Below are 16,629 nucleotides of genomic sequence, written 5' to 3'. Positions count from 1 at the left end.
CCATTTTTACATGAAGACGCACCAGAATCCCCACCGCCTTGGGCACCTCCCCTCAAGAGGGGAGGTTGGGAGGGGTGAAAATAAAAATAATGTGCAGCTTCATATTAAATTGGTATTAATTAGTTTCTGATCGTAAATCAAGAGCAAAATACTAACCAAATCATAAATACAATGAAATCATAAATACAATGCAATACAGAAAATTAGGTAACAGTGAATTGCTTATTTCTGAAATCAGTCTTGGTTCATGGGGTATTCATGAAGGTGTAGAAAAGGAAAATGCAGAAGCTTGTATTTACAAAGCCTTTGACCTGGGGATTAACTTTATTGATACTTCTAATTCTTATGCCGCTGGCGGTGCTGAGTCATTTCTCGGTGAAGTATTACAAGGAATTGATCGCTCATCGTATCTCTTAGCAACGAAGGTATTTTTTCCCACGTCACCTGTTGATCGAGGGTTGTCAGCTGCCCAGATCAAAAAACAAATTGATGCTTCCTTAAACCGACTGCGTACCGATTATGTTGACCTGTATCAATGCCATCGCTACGATCCAGATACACCTTTGGAGGAAACAATGACAGCATTGACTGAGGTAGTGCGTCAGGGAAAAGCTCGTTACATAGGATTTAGCGAGTGGACTCCAGAACAAATTCAGTCTGCGCTTGATATTGCTGATGTTGAAAGCTTTGTTTCCAGCCAACCTCAGTATTCTATGCTCTGGCGCACACCGGAGGCAGAAGTATTTCCATTGTGTGCAGCTAATGGTATTGGTCAGATTGTTTGGTCGCCACTAGCTCAAGGTGTACTTACAGGCAAATACCAGCCAGGACAAGCTCCACCTGCAAATTCTCGCGCTGCAAATGAGAAAATGAATTGGTATTTGCTGGAGGAGTTGTTTAGTGATTCCATTCTCACAGCAGTGCAGAACCTAAAACCCATTGCCCAAGACTTAGGGTTGAATATGGCACAGTTAGCTTTTGCTTGGGTACTACATTCTGAATATGTATCTTCAGCCATTATCGGTGCTAGTCGTCCGCAACAAATTGTTGACAATGTTGGTGCTTCAGGAGTGCAATTGGATGCAGATATATTGGCAGCAATTGACAATATACTAGTATCAGTGGTTCGCAAGTGAGGAAAGTAGCTATTCTGATATTGGCAAGATTCTCAAGATCATCAATAGGACTTATGCACAAGTTACAAAAGAACAAACCACGTATCCCTGACGAGTCAGTAGGCATTAGGATACAAAGGACACGAAGGCAAGAGAGTTTGAGAGATTTTTTGCGTAAGCCCTGATTAAGAAACTTACGCCTTCCCACTAGAAACTTACAGCAATTTTCGGGTCAATGAATCACATCTTTATATCTCACGCAATCGCCGTTAGGCGATCTCGCAAGAGTAGGCGCGAAGGGACAAAGGAAGAAAGAAGAGATTAATTCCAGGTGTGGTCTAAATACATGAAAACTGCTGTAAGAAGGCAGATAAGTTTGACAATGTCATAGCCTTCAGGTATGATTTACCTGTCAATTTACAAAAAAGATTCTATGAATAGCCTGACTAATAAGAAAGTGGTTAGACAGTTTTTTGAAATTTATAATACTCAAGATTATGAAATTGCTTACAAATATGTTGCGGCAAATTATATAGATCATGGGCTACCTCAAGTGCGAAGCGTCGAGGATGCGATCGCAATATTGAAGGGAACTCACAAAGCCTTTCCAGATATCAAAGTAGTGATTGACGATCTAATTGAAGAAAATAACCAAGTCGTATTTAGAGGTCACTTTACAGCTACGCACCTGGGTGAATTTGTGGGAATAGCTCCCACTGGCGCAAAAGTAGAATTTGCGGCTTTAGAGATATTCAAGATTGAAAACGAGAAGATTACAGAATCTTGGGGATATTGGCCGCTTTCGGATATTCTCAGCCAGATTCAGTCTGCCGAAAATGTTTAAATGACTATTATTCCTGGCCAGACTTCTCTAAACTATACTACTAAGCTGTGACGGTCTCCATCTGTTCGAGATGACTCACATCATTCCAGACAATCAGACTCCAGCACCCGTTAACATACTCAAAAGTGCAGATGTTCGCATTATACAGCTGGAAACGCCAACTATTTCCAGGTGGGAGACCAAGCACCATTTCAAAAAAACCCATCAAGACACAACCATGAGTGATCACCACAACGGTTTCATCTGGATGTCGTTGTGCGATCGCATTCATCACCCGAAAGGCTCTATCCCTACATTGCCTTAAACTTTCTCCTTCTGGGATGACGTATTCATAGCCAATACGTTCATAGTCTTGCCTCTCCTGTGGAAACTTCTGGTGCATTTCAGAAACTGTTAATCCCTGAAATATTCCCATATTCCACTCTCGTAATTGCGGGTCAATCATCACTTTCTTGCCACATACTTCAGCAATAATGTTAGCTGTTTGCACAGCACGACCCAGTTCACTGCTGTAAAAGCTGGTGAATGAAAGACGACGTAGGCGATCGGCAATGGCGTAAGCTTGTCGGATACCTTTGGGTGTCAATGGACTATCGAGTTGACCCGTAGCCTTGTCCTGTACATTCCACTCGGTTTCCCCATGTCGTACAATAATCAGTTTCATTTGTTCTTATCCTACAAATAGTGATTGGTACAGAAGACTTTATTTCTACGTATGGTTTTAATTTCCAGGCGCATTCACTCAATTTTGAATCAGTCTTCTGAAATTTTTACAGCGATTTTCAGGAGTTTGGTAAATCTGGGGCTGAAGAGACTTCTTTTTTAATGATGTAAATAAATGATAAATCTCGGCTAGAAGTCAGGGATCTAGTTGTCATAGCTGAATACTTACATTTTTAAATGTTGAAGACTCTCCGAATTTCCTCATATGCTTGTTTCTGTATTTCTAGTGTCAACCAGGTGACGTGGACAAAATAAGACCGTAAATTGTCACAGCATAGTGGATTATTGTCGTAGGTGTGGGTATAGCAGAATTTGAATGTGCTATCAATATCCATATTCAACAAACCCAGTTCAGAATTTTCTAACATGAATCGGGAAATCACACGCTGGTCATTCTGACGAGAATCCATCATATACTTTTCTACAAAATTAGTTGCAATGTAGTTAAGCATACGCAGATAAGCCCATTTGTAGCCAATAATAAACCCACTGTTGAGATACTTGGCTGGATGTCCTAAATAGTTAGACAAAAAGAAGGGCATTACATCAGCACTGTGGTGGCAAAATACAGTTTCAGCACCGACAATCAAATCTCTACCTGTGGCAAAAAAGTCTGCTGCTAATCCAACAGGATCATAACGAATGCACAGGACATCATAGGCATCTGTAAAGACGATGATTGCGTCGTCAGCAATATCGGTATCAGCAGCTAAGAAATCACGAACTTTAAAAATCTTTGAGAGCAATCCCAGCTTCTGAGAGTAATTATTGAGAATACGTAAGTTACCTCGTAATGATGAATACAGTGGCTGGACAAGTGGGCTATCCGCGTCACACAGAGTAATGAAAACGGGTTCTGTGGCTATTTGCATAAACTTTAACACTATTGACTTTGAGAATTATTTGAAAAGCAAAAAAATGCAATTTAAAAATTATGACATCTCCCGGTTTACTATTTCCTGTTCCTTTTTATTTTCTACCCATTCCCGAAAATAAAATTTTACTTTAGGTTGGATCACAAGCTCTAGAAAACTTGACAATGTTATTGTGATTACCAGCCAAATCAATAAACCTAGGCAGAAACTTAAAACAGTTCCTTGCCAAGGAAAGTATTTACGCATGAGTATAGCTATCGGCATATGTAATAAATAGAATGCATAAGAAATACGACCCATAAAATTGATGTTTCTCAAGACATTGGGAGATGTATCATATTTAAATAGGAGAATTGCAAGTATAATATAAAAAGATGATGCTATCCATTTGGGTTCTTGAAAAATACTTCCTGTCAAAATCAATCCCAACAGATGAAAAATAGGGATCAGGAAACAGAGTAAACGTAAATATATAAAACCATAAAAATAGCGTCCAGTAATTTCACAGATAATTAATATACAGATTGGCAGAATAGTCAGATCGGGGAAACAAACAAAACTAGCCGATGGATTGGCAAAACCTAAAGAATTCAAAATAGATTCACCTGTGAGCAAGTGATTTGTCCCATGAAATAACAAAATATAGCTAATAAGAGGAAAATATGACTCCTTATCAGTAGCAGGTTTTACTTTCCATGATAATAATAGCCCACTCAACCAAAAAATCCATCCCGATGCATAACCAGAAATAAATTGTGGAAATGAAGGCAGAAACCAACCAATCATACTAATGATAATAATACTTAAAAATAAATCTAAAATTTTAGGACGCAACCACCAAACTAAGATAAAAAGTAAATAATATATAACTTCGTAATTTAAAGTCCATACTGCTGCATTACCTGATATACAATCTATCGAAAAATAAAAGTATTTGTCAAAATTCTGTAAGAAAAATAAATTGCCTAAAACTATATTTAATTTTTCATTGGGTTCAGCCCATACCCCCAAACCAATAGCAATGAAATAAATTGGTAAAATTCTTACGGCTCGGCGGAATATATAATTGTAGGTATGCCGAATTGAAAACTCTTTTGTAGTCGTTAAGCCAATGACATAGCCTGAGAGAACAAAAAATAATAAAACAGCACTATGTGCCGCGTGTAAATAACCAAAATAAATATGGGGATGATAGGTAGGATCTAGAAAGTTTTTCAGGAAGAAAACATGAGATGATGCTACCGAAAGTGCAGCTAGTCCTCTAAGACCCTCTAAATTATAGTCGAATATTGAATGCTTGTTTAAAGAGTAATCATCTCTGTTATCAGGCTCTAGTTTTTTTTGCATTGTATGTTCATTAAATTTCACTAAGGTGTCATAAAGGTGTCATAGTTTAATGGGAGATGATCATTTTACTATTAAGTCGTCACTCCCACCTCGGAAAATAGAGGTTAATTGCCTAAAATCGGATCTCAATATTGACAATATCTGCGCTTATACGCCATAAAATTGGCGAATATTGGTAATTACATAATCTTGTTGTTCAGGTGTTAAAGAATAAGCTGAAGGTAAAGAAATTCCCCGTTCATAAGCTTGGGTACTGACAGGATAATCTTGATTGGGATTATGCCATTCTTGCTGTTGATAACAAGGTTGTAGATGCAAAGGACAGAAAAACCGCCGAGTTTGAATACCATTTTCTGCCAGGTATTCTGCTAATTCAGCCCGTTTATCCGTATAAAATGAAGTAAACCAGTGAACTGGTTGACAACGAGGATCTATAGGCGTAATTTCTAGGTCAGGAATATCTTTTAGCTCGGCTGCATAATGCTCATAAATCTCTTGCTTGCGTTGAATAATTGCAGGTAATTTATTTAATTGGGCAATGCCGATAGCAGATTGCATTTCTGTAATTGAAAAATTAAATCCAATATGTTCATGCACAAAAGTTCCACGATGATCTCGACCATGATTTTTGAGCCGACGGCAAGATTGAGCAATGCTATCACTATTGGTTAAAATTATACCTCCTTCACCGCAAGTAATAGTTTTATTGCCGTAAAAAGAAATGGCACTCACATCTCCCTGAAGTCCAACATGATCTCCTTTAAACTTCACTCCAATAGATTGCGCTGCATCTTCAATTACTTTTAAATTGTGATGGGTAGCAAACTCAGTAATTTTTTCCATATCAGCACTCTGTCCATATAAATGGACAGGCATAATGGCTTTAGTTCGCTCTGTAATTAAAGCTTCAGCTTTGATCACATCTAAACCTAGATTATCTTTTTCTATGTCACAAAAAATAGGTGTTGCTCCTGTCATAATAATGGCGTTAGAAGAAGCAACAAAAGTTAAATCTGGAACAATAACTTCATCCCCAAAACCAATTCCTAACGCCTTTAATCCACAGTAGAGTGCTGTTGTGCCATTAGAGGTAGCGATCGCATATTTAGCCGCTGTTAATTGTTTAATACCTTCCTCGAATTCTTCGGTTAGTTTGGACTCTGTTAAATATGTAGATTTAATAACACGATTAAGCTGTTCAAGTTCACTATTGTCAATCCAAGGTTCAATTTGAATAATTTTGTATGCTGCCATAGGAAGTATGAATTTTAATGAAAAGAAAATACAGTTATAATTATTTATATCACACATACGAGAATAAAAATTTGGCGTTGCTGAATTGGGGTATGATATTTATTTATGATCCTCTGATCACAATCATCCCGATCATGTGTAAAGTAGGGATGAGGAAACAGAGTAAACCCAAGTAAGTAAAGCCATAAAAATAGCGCTGGGTGATTTCGCAGATTATGACTATACAGATGGGCAGAACTGTGCTTATTGTCCGTACCCTCTCCCGATCAGGAGAGGAATACGAATTCTCCATTTGTTGTCATGAAAAATACAATTCGTTGTTCCGTTGACTGGACTCTAAATCTTAATCCCCAGTCGCACTTCCTTATCAATGCGGATTAACATTGGCCCTGGAACTTCACGGAAATAATCATCCGTAGCTTTGCGCGATCCAGTCCAACAGCCATAATCATCAATGATTAGCACACCTCTTGTGGAGAGCCGAGGATAAAGCAGCTGAAACTCGAAGGCTGTGGATTCATACCAATCGGTATCTAAACGTAGAACAGAGATGGTTTCTGGCTTAGTCGTTTTTAATGTTTCCAGAACGTCTCCTTGCACAAAATTAATCTCAAAATCAAAATTATGGATGGAGAAAGCTGCTTGAACATCTTCCAATAAAGCGTAACACCAACCAATGTCGTCTCCATATTGCTCCATCATTTCAAAGCCAGTACGTCCATATTTGTCCACATCAAATTCTGTGGGTGTTGGCATACCCTGAAATGTGTCATAGAGATATAGCTTGCGATCGCTCACGTTGCGCGCTTTCAAAATCAGAGCTGCCAGTAAAGCACTTCCACCTCTCCAAACTCCGCACTCTACAATATCACCTGGGATATCGCGATCAAGAACATAGTTCACGGATGTATACAATGCAAAAAGTGCCTCTACGCTGGTCATTGTATACGGACTTACTTGCTCAAATAAATTCATGAAAACCGGATCTTTGCCCATATCTGGCGTGATCTGATCTTTCATGGTTGCTTGGTGTTTGCTGGAGAAAACGATCGTGCGCTCATTAGTAATCATAATCAAGACAAGTGGAAATAGTTTTATAGGTTGAGGATTGCAAAGCCTTCGCAATTATACATTGCGAAATAGATGAATAGCTCATCTTTTTTCCTGGGTTTAGGCTGATTAGGATTGATAATTACGCTCAATAATCAGACCTTCATTTCCTCGTAGCTCAAGGGTGTTGCCCAAGTGTCCTCCCTGGCGATCCATGAATGTGGAAAGGAGAACTTTTGACTGGTTACGAAACTCCACTGGTAATACCCATTCCTGGTATTGTGAACTGAAGTTCAATGCCACAACAATATCTGAAGTCTCGTAAAAGCGACGATAGCAGAAAAGCTGTGGTGGTGAGTATAAAGAAAGGTAGTCACCAACCTGTAGCGCTGTTTTTCGCCGGCGCAAGTGCAACAGTGCGCGGGTTAGTGAGAGAAATGAACGGGAATCCTGCTGTTGTGCTTGGACATTGATATTTTTGTAGTCATGAGTGATGGGTAAGCAGGGCTGAACTGATGCTGGACAGAAGCCTGCGTTAGCAGAACTATCCCAGAGCATCGGTGTGCGTTCGGGATCGCGTCCAACTCCAATACCGGGAGATTTTTTTTCCCAAGGGTCTTGGATATGCTCAGAAGGAATCCAGCCATCTTCCATTCCCAATTCATCTCCGTAGTAAATCGTTGGTGTACCACGCAGAGTAAGCAATAGCATCATACCGATTTTGGCTTGAGCAGTACCAATTCTGCTGGCCACGCGATGTTTATCATGATTACCTAATGTCCAATTGGGCCATGCACCTTCAGGTAGTAGTCTTTCGTAGCGATCAACCACTTCTCGGACGGACTCTGCACTCCATTGAAAATCAGATGACATCAATTCCGAATTGAGTGGTAAATGAAATTCGTCATTTGCGCCATAGTGCTTTACAATTTCTTCTAGTGATTTGTATAATTCAGCAATCAAAAGGCGATCGCCATACCCCTCAACTAGCGTCCGCAGCATCCGATTAAAATCGTGAATTTCCGGTATATTTTTGCTGAAGACTTCAAACAAGCGATCCGATGGTTCCATGCCCGGATGCCAGTCGGGATTCACTGGATTATTCCGAAACTGAGGATCTTTCAAGGCACGATAGGCGGCATCAACGCGAATACCATCTACACCTCGCTGTAACCAAAAATGTAGTACATCTAACATTGCCTGTCTAGCACCAGGGCTACGCCAATTGATATCTGGCTGCTCCTTGAGAAAAGAGTGTAGATAGTATTGCTCTGTGTTGTGATCCCATTCCCAGGCTGAAAGTCCATCAAAGCGTCCCAGCCAGTTATTGGGAGTGCTACCATCTGATTGAGGATCTTTCCAGATGTACCAGTCTCGCTTGGGATGAGAACGCGAACTGCGAGATTCAATAAACCACTGATTCTGATCGGAAGTATGGGCGGCAACAAAGTCAATTAATACCTTGAGATTGCGATCGCGCAAATATCCTATCAAGCTATCTATATCTGAAAGAGTTCCAAAAACAGGATCAACATTTGTATGGTTGCTAACGTCGTAACCAAAATCGGCCATTGGTGAGGGATAAAATGGTGTCACCCAGATTGCATCTATGCCCAGCCATTCTAAATAATCTAGTCTTTGGATAATGCCACGGATATCACCGATGCCATCCCCATTTGCGTCCTGAAAACTACGTATATAAGTCTGATAAATAACAGCCGACTTCCACCAAGGAGAATGAGTCATTGACGACATAGGTAAATAATGTTAGGTTTTGTCATAAGAATACTCGGTAAGTGGGAAACTCAGCGGCTTTAGCCCTGAGAAGGAAACGGCACGAGCGGTTTTAACCACCTTGAATATTTTCTCATTGTAGCATACACATTATAGTAATATGGGCAGTACCTGATAAGTCATAAAATAGAAAAAACTCTTAATTGCACTGGTGATAATGATAGCACAGCACAAAATTAAAGTTACCTGCATCTTTACGCATCCCATTCGTTGGGTTCCTTTTGAATTGGTTGCCAAATATATTGACAAGAGTAAATTTGACATTGACTATGTGATCCTCAATGAAGGTGATCCGATGATCGCTTGTTTACAGGATTTGAATATCCGTCATACTGTTACTTCCTATCCGGATTACATCAATACACCAGAAATGGTCAAATTTCTCTATGAACACTTGATTAAAAATCAGACGGATATTGTTCACACTCATTGGTTTGCCGGCAGTTTAGCAGGAATGCAAGCTGCTTATTATGCCCAGGTTCCTGTGCGAGTTTTTACCAGAGAACACCCTTCAATTAAATACTATAACCGTCATGCTCCCAGCAAGCATCGCTTGATATGGGAATGCTGTACTAATGTTATTGCTGTTACGAATAAAAGCAAACAAGGGATGATAGAAGACGGCATACCTGAAGATATAATCACAATTATACCAACTGGATTTGATGTCCATGAGTATGAAAACGTAGATAATTCACGCATTGAGCAATTGCGTGCTAAGTATTTAGGGAATCATCAAGGTCCCGTTATTGGAGTAGCCGCAAGGTATGTCAGATGGAAAGGCGTTGAATATGTAGTTGAAGCTTATAAAAAGATTCTCGAAGCTTATCCTCACGCAATCTTAGTTCTTTCAGGTACAGGTATTGATCGTGCCAAGCTGGAGGAAAAAATGCGTAATGCACGCAAAGAAGACATTGTTGCTCCCCAATATGAGGATATTGTAAGTATTACAGCAAAACTGTCGCAATTACCTGCACATAGTTATGTTGAAATCCCATTTGAAGCGGATCTTTTTGCCCTATTTAAATTATTTGATGTTTTTGTCCATGCACCTATTGATTCTATTCAAGAGACCTTCGGGCAAGTCTATGTAGATGCGATGCTGTCAAGAGTACCATCAGTGATTACCCTTGCCGGTAGTGCATTGGATCATGCTGTGCATCAAGAAAATGCCTGGGTTGTTGATTACCAGAATAGCGATCAAATTGCTGAAGGCATATTAGCACTGTTAAACGATACGCATCTTCGACAAAAAATCATTCACAATGCTTTTCTTTGCGCTCAACAATACGATATCAAGCATCATATACAACGACTTGAAGAGTTTTATGTCTGTGAACTGCAAAAGAGAAGTAAGTAGCAGTTAGGTCAAAGTCCAGATATGAATGGCGTATTTGCTTTTGCTAAACGGTTTAATTTGAAGGTGATTATCGCTTATGAATCAAAGCTGGGAATATTTTGCTTATCGTGAGAAAGTAGTTGCGGCTCTGACAGATTTGCCCCAAGGTAAAGCGTTATCGGAGGCGCTGATTGCAGGTCGTGACTTTGTTCACTTGATCCATCCCATTGAGGTAGTAGGCGTAACCAGAATTCAGGTGCGGGAGGGACATGGTGCACAAAACCTAAATGATGAGCCACTTGACACGCAATTCCATATTTACTTGGAAACTGTGATTAATCCTCAGATTCGTACTGGTATGCTGACAGATGGCAGCAAACCGGGAACTTATGATGATCGCAAAGTCCGTTGGTCTGGGGCAGGAGTAGCGGGATTCTGGTCTTGCAGTCAAGACACCTTTACCCTGGAAGTTGGTCCTACAAGCTACCCACAATGTCGTTTGGATATGACTCGTAGTCCGTTAGATACACTAAAGCTGATGATGCGTGGCCTGACAAATTACCATGATCCCTACGCCTATTTTGCCAGAGGAATTGGGGTAGCGGTGATTCCTCTGACTGCGGATGGTCATATCTACATTGGTAAGCGATTGAATTCATCAGATCACACAGGCGTTCTCAACTTTGTGGCCGGTTGGGCAACATTTTTTCCGACAGTTCAAGACATCAATTTTTATCAAGATGCTCAACGAGAATTGAAGGAAGAAGTGAATGTTGCCATGACCTTAAATGACAAGAATACTCGGTTTATTGGTATGTCTGGCAACCCGCTCACAGGGGAAGTTGATTTGGTCTTCGTGGTGCAAACCCAAATGCCTGATCGCCATTTTCACACAGATCAGTGGGAAGAGCATTCTCATTTGCTTCCTATTCGTAGTAAAGCAGAAGCTGAGGCGCTGCTGGAATATGGAATGTTACCCACAGAGCAAGAAGCTTGTTCTCTCATGTTTTCCTCTCGCTTGGGCTTAGAATACCTACTTCAACACCATTGGTGAACATACACAATTCTTATTAGGCGAACAAAATATTTTTGACTTTACCCACTATCTCCCTTTAACCGAACAGTATTGGGGATTAATTAGGTATCCCGCAAAAAAGAATGTAGAGACGTTCTATGAAACATCTCTACAACAATTTTAGAAACCGCACATTTAATCAATTGGATCAATACCCAGTGCGCGTAACTGTTCTGCTAACCTTTTAGCCCGTTGGCTTTCCTGTTCAGCCCGTTGACGTTCCTGTTCAGCCCGTTGCTGTTCCTGTTCAGCCCGTTGCTGTTCCTGTTCTAGCTTTTCTACAGCCCATGGCAACAGATTACCTGCTTGATCCCACCACCGTAGCCAGTAACCTATGCGACCTTCCTTTTCCCCTTCCCACAATCCCAAAAATAATCCCATATCTGTAATCCAGTAACGATTATTTGGGTCTATTGGCTGTAATTTATACTGTCCTGACTCAAGTTGATGAACTTCTAATACAGCAGTCAGGGGATCAAAAATTACATAAGTAGGAACTTGGAGAATTTGTTCATAAAAAAACCATTTTCCGGGGGGGAAAGTGCGTCTAGCTGAGTATTCTTTTCCGTCAGTATCTGAGCAAAATTCCATGACAATACTGGGAATTTCCCCTTCTAGGTGGGGTGTATAGCTGCGTCTATCTGTCACCCCAGATAAGGGTAAAACTGTCCGCACAAAAAACCAATCTGGAGCTTTGACAACAAGTTTACCATCCATGGTGGCACAGATGCCCAAATTTGCCGCTATAAGCATGGTGGGTTGAATATATCCACTTAATTCTAGACTTTCTCGTAATGCTCCAGCAATTAATGGTTGTGCGGTGTTTTCCACAGGTTCTTCTTCTAAGATAAAATCTTCGGGTAATGCTTCCCAAGAAATTGTCACTTTTGATAGTTCGGCAACGGTCGGTATTGGAGTAGCAACCATAACTCTAACTCCCTGGGTATTTTGGGGATTTTTGGTAATCTAAGATTTATATTGTCTTATTATAGCTGAATATTTACCAGGTTCAGATCCCCGACTTTTTTAAGAAGTGGGGGATCTTTGTTAGTTATACACTATACAAACTCTTCACCCATTCCCATTCCTGGGTTAAGCCATTTTTTAAGGATACTTGGGGTTGATAATTAAGGATTTTTCGGGCTTTGGATACGTCAGCAGCGGTGTGACGGGCATCTCCCATGGCTTTTTCGATATAATGACGTTTGATGGGTTTAGCGACTATTTCCGCCATGGTATCTAAAACTTCTGATAAAATGACTCTACTGCCGCCGCCAATATTGAAAATTTGCCCTACTGCTTCTGGTACAATACTAGCAGCTAAGTTAGCAGCGATCGCATCACTGACAAAAGTAAAATCTCTGGTCTGTTTTCCGTCACCATAAACGGGAATTGCTTCGTCTTGCAACACTGCTTTAAAAAACTTATGAAATGCCATATCTGGCCGTTGTCTTGGTCCATAGACCGTAAAATAACGTAAGGATACAAACGGGACACCAAAGTTTTTATGATATAACATTCCCAACTGTTCGGCCGCTAATTTAGTAATACCATAGGGTGACACGGGTAAAGGTTTAATTTCTTCATGGGTTGGTAATGTTTCCGCGTCACCATATATGCTAGATGTAGATGCAAACACTAATCTTTGGAGATTTTGAGCATCTTTAGCAGCTTCTAATAAAACTTGTGTAGCGTTAATATTCCGTTCAGTATAAGCCCGAAAACCCTTCCCCCAACTGGCTCTAACTCCAGCTTGGGCCGCTTGATGATAAACTAATTGGACATCTAAAAGCAGTTTTTGCCAATCTAAAAATTGTATATCCCCTTCTACTAAAGTAAAATTGGGGTAATGTTGAAAATTGGCGATATTTTTCCACTTCAACAGGGGATCATAATAATCATTAAATTCATCAATACCAATTACCTCTTCTCCCTGTTTTAATAATGTTTCAGCTAAGTGAGAACCAATAAAACCCGCAACTCCAGTGACAATGATCTTAGTCATTTTATATTTTGTGATTTGGCTGTAATTTTGTTTAACAGCCTAATATTAATTATTTATAACTTAGTCTAACTAAGGACATAATTTTTCCATAGATATTCAATAATTTACTGAAAAAATATAAATCTTTACAAAATCAACAAATAGGGAGATACCCAACTTCTGCAACAAGTCGGGTATCTATTTTCTCCGCAGATTCTATCTATAATCCTGTCTTTGAATATCCCGTAATCTAGCAGCATCACGCATATTATAATCACTACGAGTAAAGCGATTTAACTGCATTTCAAAAAATTCTCGATTTGCTTGTAAATGCTGGGGATTTTCATCATCTAAAGGATATAAAAGAGCAGTTCTTAAAGCTTGAATTACCGCAGATGTTACATTGTACATGGAACGTTGAAAAGTAATTCCCAATTGAATTAAAATATCCTCTTCTCCTCGACAATATTGTTGATAATAATCAACAAGATATTGAGGCAAAAAATGCAACATATCTTGCATTAATAATGTCGGAGGAATACCTGCTGTACCGACGGGAAATACATCAGCATAAAGAATACCATAATGGAAGTCTTTTTGGTCTTCTGGAACTTCCCCTGCTTGGGCATTATATGACTTTGTGCCTCTAAATGGTGCGGTGCGATAAAAAACGGCTTCCACATAGGGTAAAGCGGCTTCATATAACCAGGTAAACGCTTTTGATTTGGGGATAATTTCATAACATTCACCGTCAATATAAACATGATGGTAAATGGGGCGACCTGCAATAGCAAATATACCATTTATGAGAAAGTTCATAGCGTCAGGTACACTTTTGAAACCACCTTCATCATAAATATCTGACATTTCAAAAAATACCGGTGCCATGACTTCCCAGAAAAGTCCTAAATTAGAATAATAGGACATCATCCGACACTGTTCCAAAAACATATCAGGAAACAGTTTATAAAGTCCCAACATTAGAGGATTTTTCCGAAAATAAGCTTTAATTGCTTTATCTGCATTGGCTTGATATTCGGCTGAATCTAAATAAGCATCAAATTGGTTTACTGGTGCATACATTTTGCGGTGCCAAAGCATAGCCTGCATACAAGCTTCGGCAAATTCCATGTTGATTCTATCATGGAATAAATGATGGAATATTTTCGGCATTTTAATGGTTTCACCTTTTTCCATAAATGCCAAAAGTTCTGGGTGTGCAGTAGCTTCACCTCGCCAAATTCTTAAATCAGCATCATCACCTGCATAGTGATTATGGAGGTCTAAATATTCCTGTGGTAGGAAGTATTTAAAAGCTGGTAAAGGATCTAAAAATACCCTTTCAGCAATATATAATAAATCTCGCCAATAAAAATCCATCGGTACGGCATAAGCTTTATAAATACCGATAATTTGCATTAAATTTTCTGGGGTATCTGGTAACATTGAACCACCAGCTTCTAAGCGATGAATAATTTCTGCAAATTCGTGTTTTGAAGGAGGAATTTTGGCTTTTGGTTTTTCTGAAGTTTGTACCATAATATTTTTTGTGTTTGTTAAAACAATAGTGTATCTGTTAGTTTTCAAACCCTCCCGGAAATGAACTTCCGGGCTAATAATCAAAGTAAACTAAAGTTTACTAAAAAATTTTCGGGTTATTTAGTCATCTTGAGATGATTTTTGCTATGAGCCTGGGAATTTATTCCCAAGCTATATCATTTTAAGGCAATTACCGATTTTTCAGTGGGGGAAATTGCGGCTACCATAGCGGTAGTTGTGGTTTCACTCCAACGAACTAACCAGGTGGGTTGTACTCCCAAAAAGATAATTAACAATGCTAAAATTAGTGCAGGAATTTTTTCTGCCCAGACGACTCTAGGGTAGTAAGCTAGGTTATTTTGCAATTTACCAAAACAGGTACGGTTAAGAAGAATGACAAAATAAACTGCCGTTAAACCAGAGGCAACTACACATAAAATTGTGGGAACTGGAAAGCTGGAAAAACTGCCTTGAAAGGAAATAAATTCAGCAATGAAACCTGTTAAACCGGGAATACCAGAACTTGCCATACCACCTAAAACTAGCAAGGCACTAATTAATGGTAAACCGCGAATAGGACTCATTAAACCATTGAGTTTATCTAATTCTCTTGTACCAACTTTAGTTTCAATAATTCCCACTAAATGAAAGAGAATAGCGAGAATGATTCCATGACTAAACATTTGGGCTACTGCACCAACTAATGCTAAAGGTGTGGCTGCGGCTGCTGCTAGTAAAATATAGCCCATGTGGCCGATAGAACTATATGCTACCATGCGTTTGATGTCCTTTTGGGCAATGGCTACAACCGCCCCATAAATCGCGCTAATTGCTCCCCAAATTGCCAATGTTGGGGCGATAATATGCCAAGCTTGGGGAAACATTCCTAAACCAAATCTTAATAGGCCATAAGTTCCTAATTTGGCTAATATTCCACCTAATAAAATAGCGATAGGTGCGGAAGCTTCTACGTAAGCATCTGGTAGCCAGGTATGGAAGGGAATTAAGGGAATTTTGATCCCAAAACCTAGAACTATTCCTGCTAATAATATTAATTGCATTCCCGCAGAAATCTTTTCAGTGGCAACAGCATCAAAAGCAAAACTGTGAGAACCTGTTAACCATACCATTCCTAAAAATGTGGCTAAAATTAAAGCCCCGGAAATGGCTGTATAAATCAGAAATTTCATGCCGGCATAAGCTCGTTTTTCCCCGCCCCAAATGGAAATTAGTAAATAAAAGGGGATTAATTCCAATTCATAAAACAGGAAAAACAGAAGCAAATTTTGTGATAAGAAAGCACCGGCTACCCCACCACTAACAAACAAAATCAGGGCATAAAATAACCGAGGACGTTCTGTATCTTTACTGCTGCTGTAAATAGCAATCCAAGTGAGGAAGCTATTTAATACTAACATTAATATTGATAATCCATCTACTCCTAATTGATAACTCAACCCCAGGGTTTCATTCCAGGGTAAATATTCGGTGAATTGCGTCCCCGAATTGCTGATATCAAATTTGAACAAAATCAAAATATTCCACAGCAAAACTAACCCTGTAATGATTAAAGATGCTAAACGAATTCGACTCGCGGGAATATCTTTTCTTGGATAAAAACCGATGATTATAGCGGCTATAATTGGCAGCCAAATTAAAACACTCAACATATTTATGATCTGGGAATTGT

At 39.4% G+C, this 16,629-nt stretch carries 14 protein-coding genes; 4 read left to right on the top strand and 10 right to left on the bottom strand.

Features of this window, described 5'->3' with window-relative positions; genetic code table 11:
* The first annotated feature begins 188 nt into the window (after positions 1-188).
* The gene (locus tag H6F39_RS13335; protein WP_190396852.1) at positions 189-1,136 is read left to right on the top strand and encodes an aldo/keto reductase family protein; all 948 of its coding nucleotides are present in this window, start codon (positions 189-191) and stop codon (positions 1,134-1,136) included.
* 412 nt (positions 1,137-1,548) lie between these two features.
* Entirely contained in the window at positions 1,549-1,959 is a 411-nt protein-coding gene (locus tag H6F39_RS13330; RefSeq protein WP_190396851.1) for an ester cyclase, read from the top strand.
* Positions 1,960-1,999: 40 nt separating this feature from the next.
* Here the strand turns inward: H6F39_RS13330 and H6F39_RS13325 are convergent, their stop codons facing one another.
* From H6F39_RS13325 to H6F39_RS13300, 6 genes are all read right to left on the bottom strand, one after another.
* Positions 2,000-2,623, bottom strand: coding sequence for a histidine phosphatase family protein (locus H6F39_RS13325; RefSeq protein WP_190396850.1), 624 nt, complete (start codon positions 2,621-2,623; stop codon positions 2,000-2,002).
* A gap of 232 nt (positions 2,624-2,855) precedes the next feature.
* Entirely contained in the window at positions 2,856-3,554 is a 699-nt protein-coding gene (locus H6F39_RS13320; RefSeq protein ID WP_190396849.1) for a hypothetical protein, read from the bottom strand.
* Positions 3,555-3,614: 60 nt separating this feature from the next.
* Positions 3,615-4,904, bottom strand: coding sequence for an acyltransferase (locus H6F39_RS13315; RefSeq protein WP_190396848.1), 1,290 nt, complete (start codon positions 4,902-4,904; stop codon positions 3,615-3,617).
* Positions 4,905-5,051: 147 nt separating this feature from the next.
* The gene (locus H6F39_RS13310; protein ID WP_190396847.1) at positions 5,052-6,158 is read right to left on the bottom strand and encodes a DegT/DnrJ/EryC1/StrS aminotransferase family protein; all 1,107 of its coding nucleotides are present in this window, start codon (positions 6,156-6,158) and stop codon (positions 5,052-5,054) included.
* Positions 6,159-6,494: 336 nt separating this feature from the next.
* Entirely contained in the window at positions 6,495-7,229 is a 735-nt protein-coding gene (locus H6F39_RS13305; protein WP_206753554.1) for a TylF/MycF/NovP-related O-methyltransferase, read from the bottom strand.
* A gap of 108 nt (positions 7,230-7,337) precedes the next feature.
* The gene (locus tag H6F39_RS13300; RefSeq protein WP_199290933.1) at positions 7,338-8,954 is read right to left on the bottom strand and encodes an alpha-amylase family glycosyl hydrolase; all 1,617 of its coding nucleotides are present in this window, start codon (positions 8,952-8,954) and stop codon (positions 7,338-7,340) included.
* A gap of 205 nt (positions 8,955-9,159) precedes the next feature.
* Here H6F39_RS13300 and H6F39_RS13295 point away from each other — a divergent pair, with 205 nt between their 5' ends.
* Positions 9,160-10,362, top strand: a complete 1,203-nt coding sequence (locus H6F39_RS13295; protein ID WP_190396844.1) for a glycosyltransferase family 4 protein — start codon at positions 9,160-9,162, stop codon at positions 10,360-10,362.
* A 76-nt stretch (positions 10,363-10,438) separates the two neighbouring features.
* The gene (locus tag H6F39_RS13290) at positions 10,439-11,395 is read left to right on the top strand and encodes an NUDIX hydrolase (protein ID WP_190396843.1); all 957 of its coding nucleotides are present in this window, start codon (positions 10,439-10,441) and stop codon (positions 11,393-11,395) included.
* Positions 11,396-11,551: 156 nt separating this feature from the next.
* On the opposite strand, the gene H6F39_RS13285 is transcribed toward H6F39_RS13290, so the two are convergent.
* From H6F39_RS13285 to H6F39_RS13270, 4 genes are all read right to left on the bottom strand, one after another.
* Positions 11,552-12,343 carry a Uma2 family endonuclease gene (locus tag H6F39_RS13285; RefSeq protein ID WP_190396842.1) on the bottom strand — a complete coding sequence of 264 codons (792 nt, stop codon included), beginning with the start codon at positions 12,341-12,343 and terminating at the stop codon, positions 11,552-11,554.
* A gap of 124 nt (positions 12,344-12,467) precedes the next feature.
* Entirely contained in the window at positions 12,468-13,421 is a 954-nt protein-coding gene (locus H6F39_RS13280) for an NAD-dependent epimerase/dehydratase family protein (RefSeq protein WP_190396841.1), read from the bottom strand.
* A 195-nt stretch (positions 13,422-13,616) separates the two neighbouring features.
* Positions 13,617-14,939 (bottom strand): CO2 hydration protein, encoded by a 1,323-nt coding sequence (locus H6F39_RS13275; protein ID WP_028090925.1) that lies wholly within the window; start codon positions 14,937-14,939, stop codon positions 13,617-13,619.
* A gap of 176 nt (positions 14,940-15,115) precedes the next feature.
* Complete coding sequence (locus H6F39_RS13270) at positions 15,116-16,609, bottom strand: NADH-quinone oxidoreductase subunit M (protein ID WP_190396840.1); 1,494 nt, start codon at positions 16,607-16,609, stop codon at positions 15,116-15,118.
* Positions 16,610-16,629: the final 20 nt, after the last annotated feature.

Source organism: Dolichospermum sp. FACHB-1250, from assembly GCF_014696335.1.
In the GTDB taxonomy this organism is placed as follows: domain Bacteria; phylum Cyanobacteriota; class Cyanobacteriia; order Cyanobacteriales; family Nostocaceae; genus Dolichospermum; species Dolichospermum planctonicum.
This window is presented reverse-complemented; position numbering and strand designations above follow the sequence as displayed.

Bases quoted from the DNA above. Each gene is read 5' to 3' on its own strand.
- H6F39_RS13320 (WP_190396849.1), bottom strand. From the start codon at position 3,554: ATGCAAATAGCCACAGAACCCGTTTTCATTACTCTGTGTGACGCGGAT.
- H6F39_RS13315 (WP_190396848.1), bottom strand. From the start codon at position 4,904: ATGCAAAAAAAACTAGAGCCTGATAACAGAGATGATTACTCTTTAAAC.
- H6F39_RS13275 (WP_028090925.1), bottom strand. From the start codon at position 14,939: ATGGTACAAACTTCAGAAAAACCAAAAGCCAAAATTCCTCCTTCAAAA.
- H6F39_RS13330 (WP_190396851.1), top strand. From the start codon at position 1,549: ATGAATAGCCTGACTAATAAGAAAGTGGTTAGACAGTTTTTTGAAATT.
- H6F39_RS13285 (WP_190396842.1), bottom strand. From the start codon at position 12,343: ATGGTTGCTACTCCAATACCGACCGTTGCCGAACTATCAAAAGTGACA.
- H6F39_RS13305 (WP_206753554.1), bottom strand. From the start codon at position 7,229: ATGATTACTAATGAGCGCACGATCGTTTTCTCCAGCAAACACCAAGCA.
- H6F39_RS13300 (WP_199290933.1), bottom strand. From the start codon at position 8,954: ATGACTCATTCTCCTTGGTGGAAGTCGGCTGTTATTTATCAGACTTAT.
- H6F39_RS13335 (WP_190396852.1), top strand. From the start codon at position 189: ATGCAATACAGAAAATTAGGTAACAGTGAATTGCTTATTTCTGAAATC.
- H6F39_RS13290 (WP_190396843.1), top strand. From the start codon at position 10,439: ATGAATCAAAGCTGGGAATATTTTGCTTATCGTGAGAAAGTAGTTGCG.
- H6F39_RS13295 (WP_190396844.1), top strand. From the start codon at position 9,160: ATGATAGCACAGCACAAAATTAAAGTTACCTGCATCTTTACGCATCCC.
- H6F39_RS13310 (WP_190396847.1), bottom strand. From the start codon at position 6,158: ATGGCAGCATACAAAATTATTCAAATTGAACCTTGGATTGACAATAGT.
- H6F39_RS13325 (WP_190396850.1), bottom strand. From the start codon at position 2,623: ATGAAACTGATTATTGTACGACATGGGGAAACCGAGTGGAATGTACAG.
- H6F39_RS13280 (WP_190396841.1), bottom strand. From the start codon at position 13,421: ATGACTAAGATCATTGTCACTGGAGTTGCGGGTTTTATTGGTTCTCAC.
- H6F39_RS13270 (WP_190396840.1), bottom strand. From the start codon at position 16,609: ATGTTGAGTGTTTTAATTTGGCTGCCAATTATAGCCGCTATAATCATC.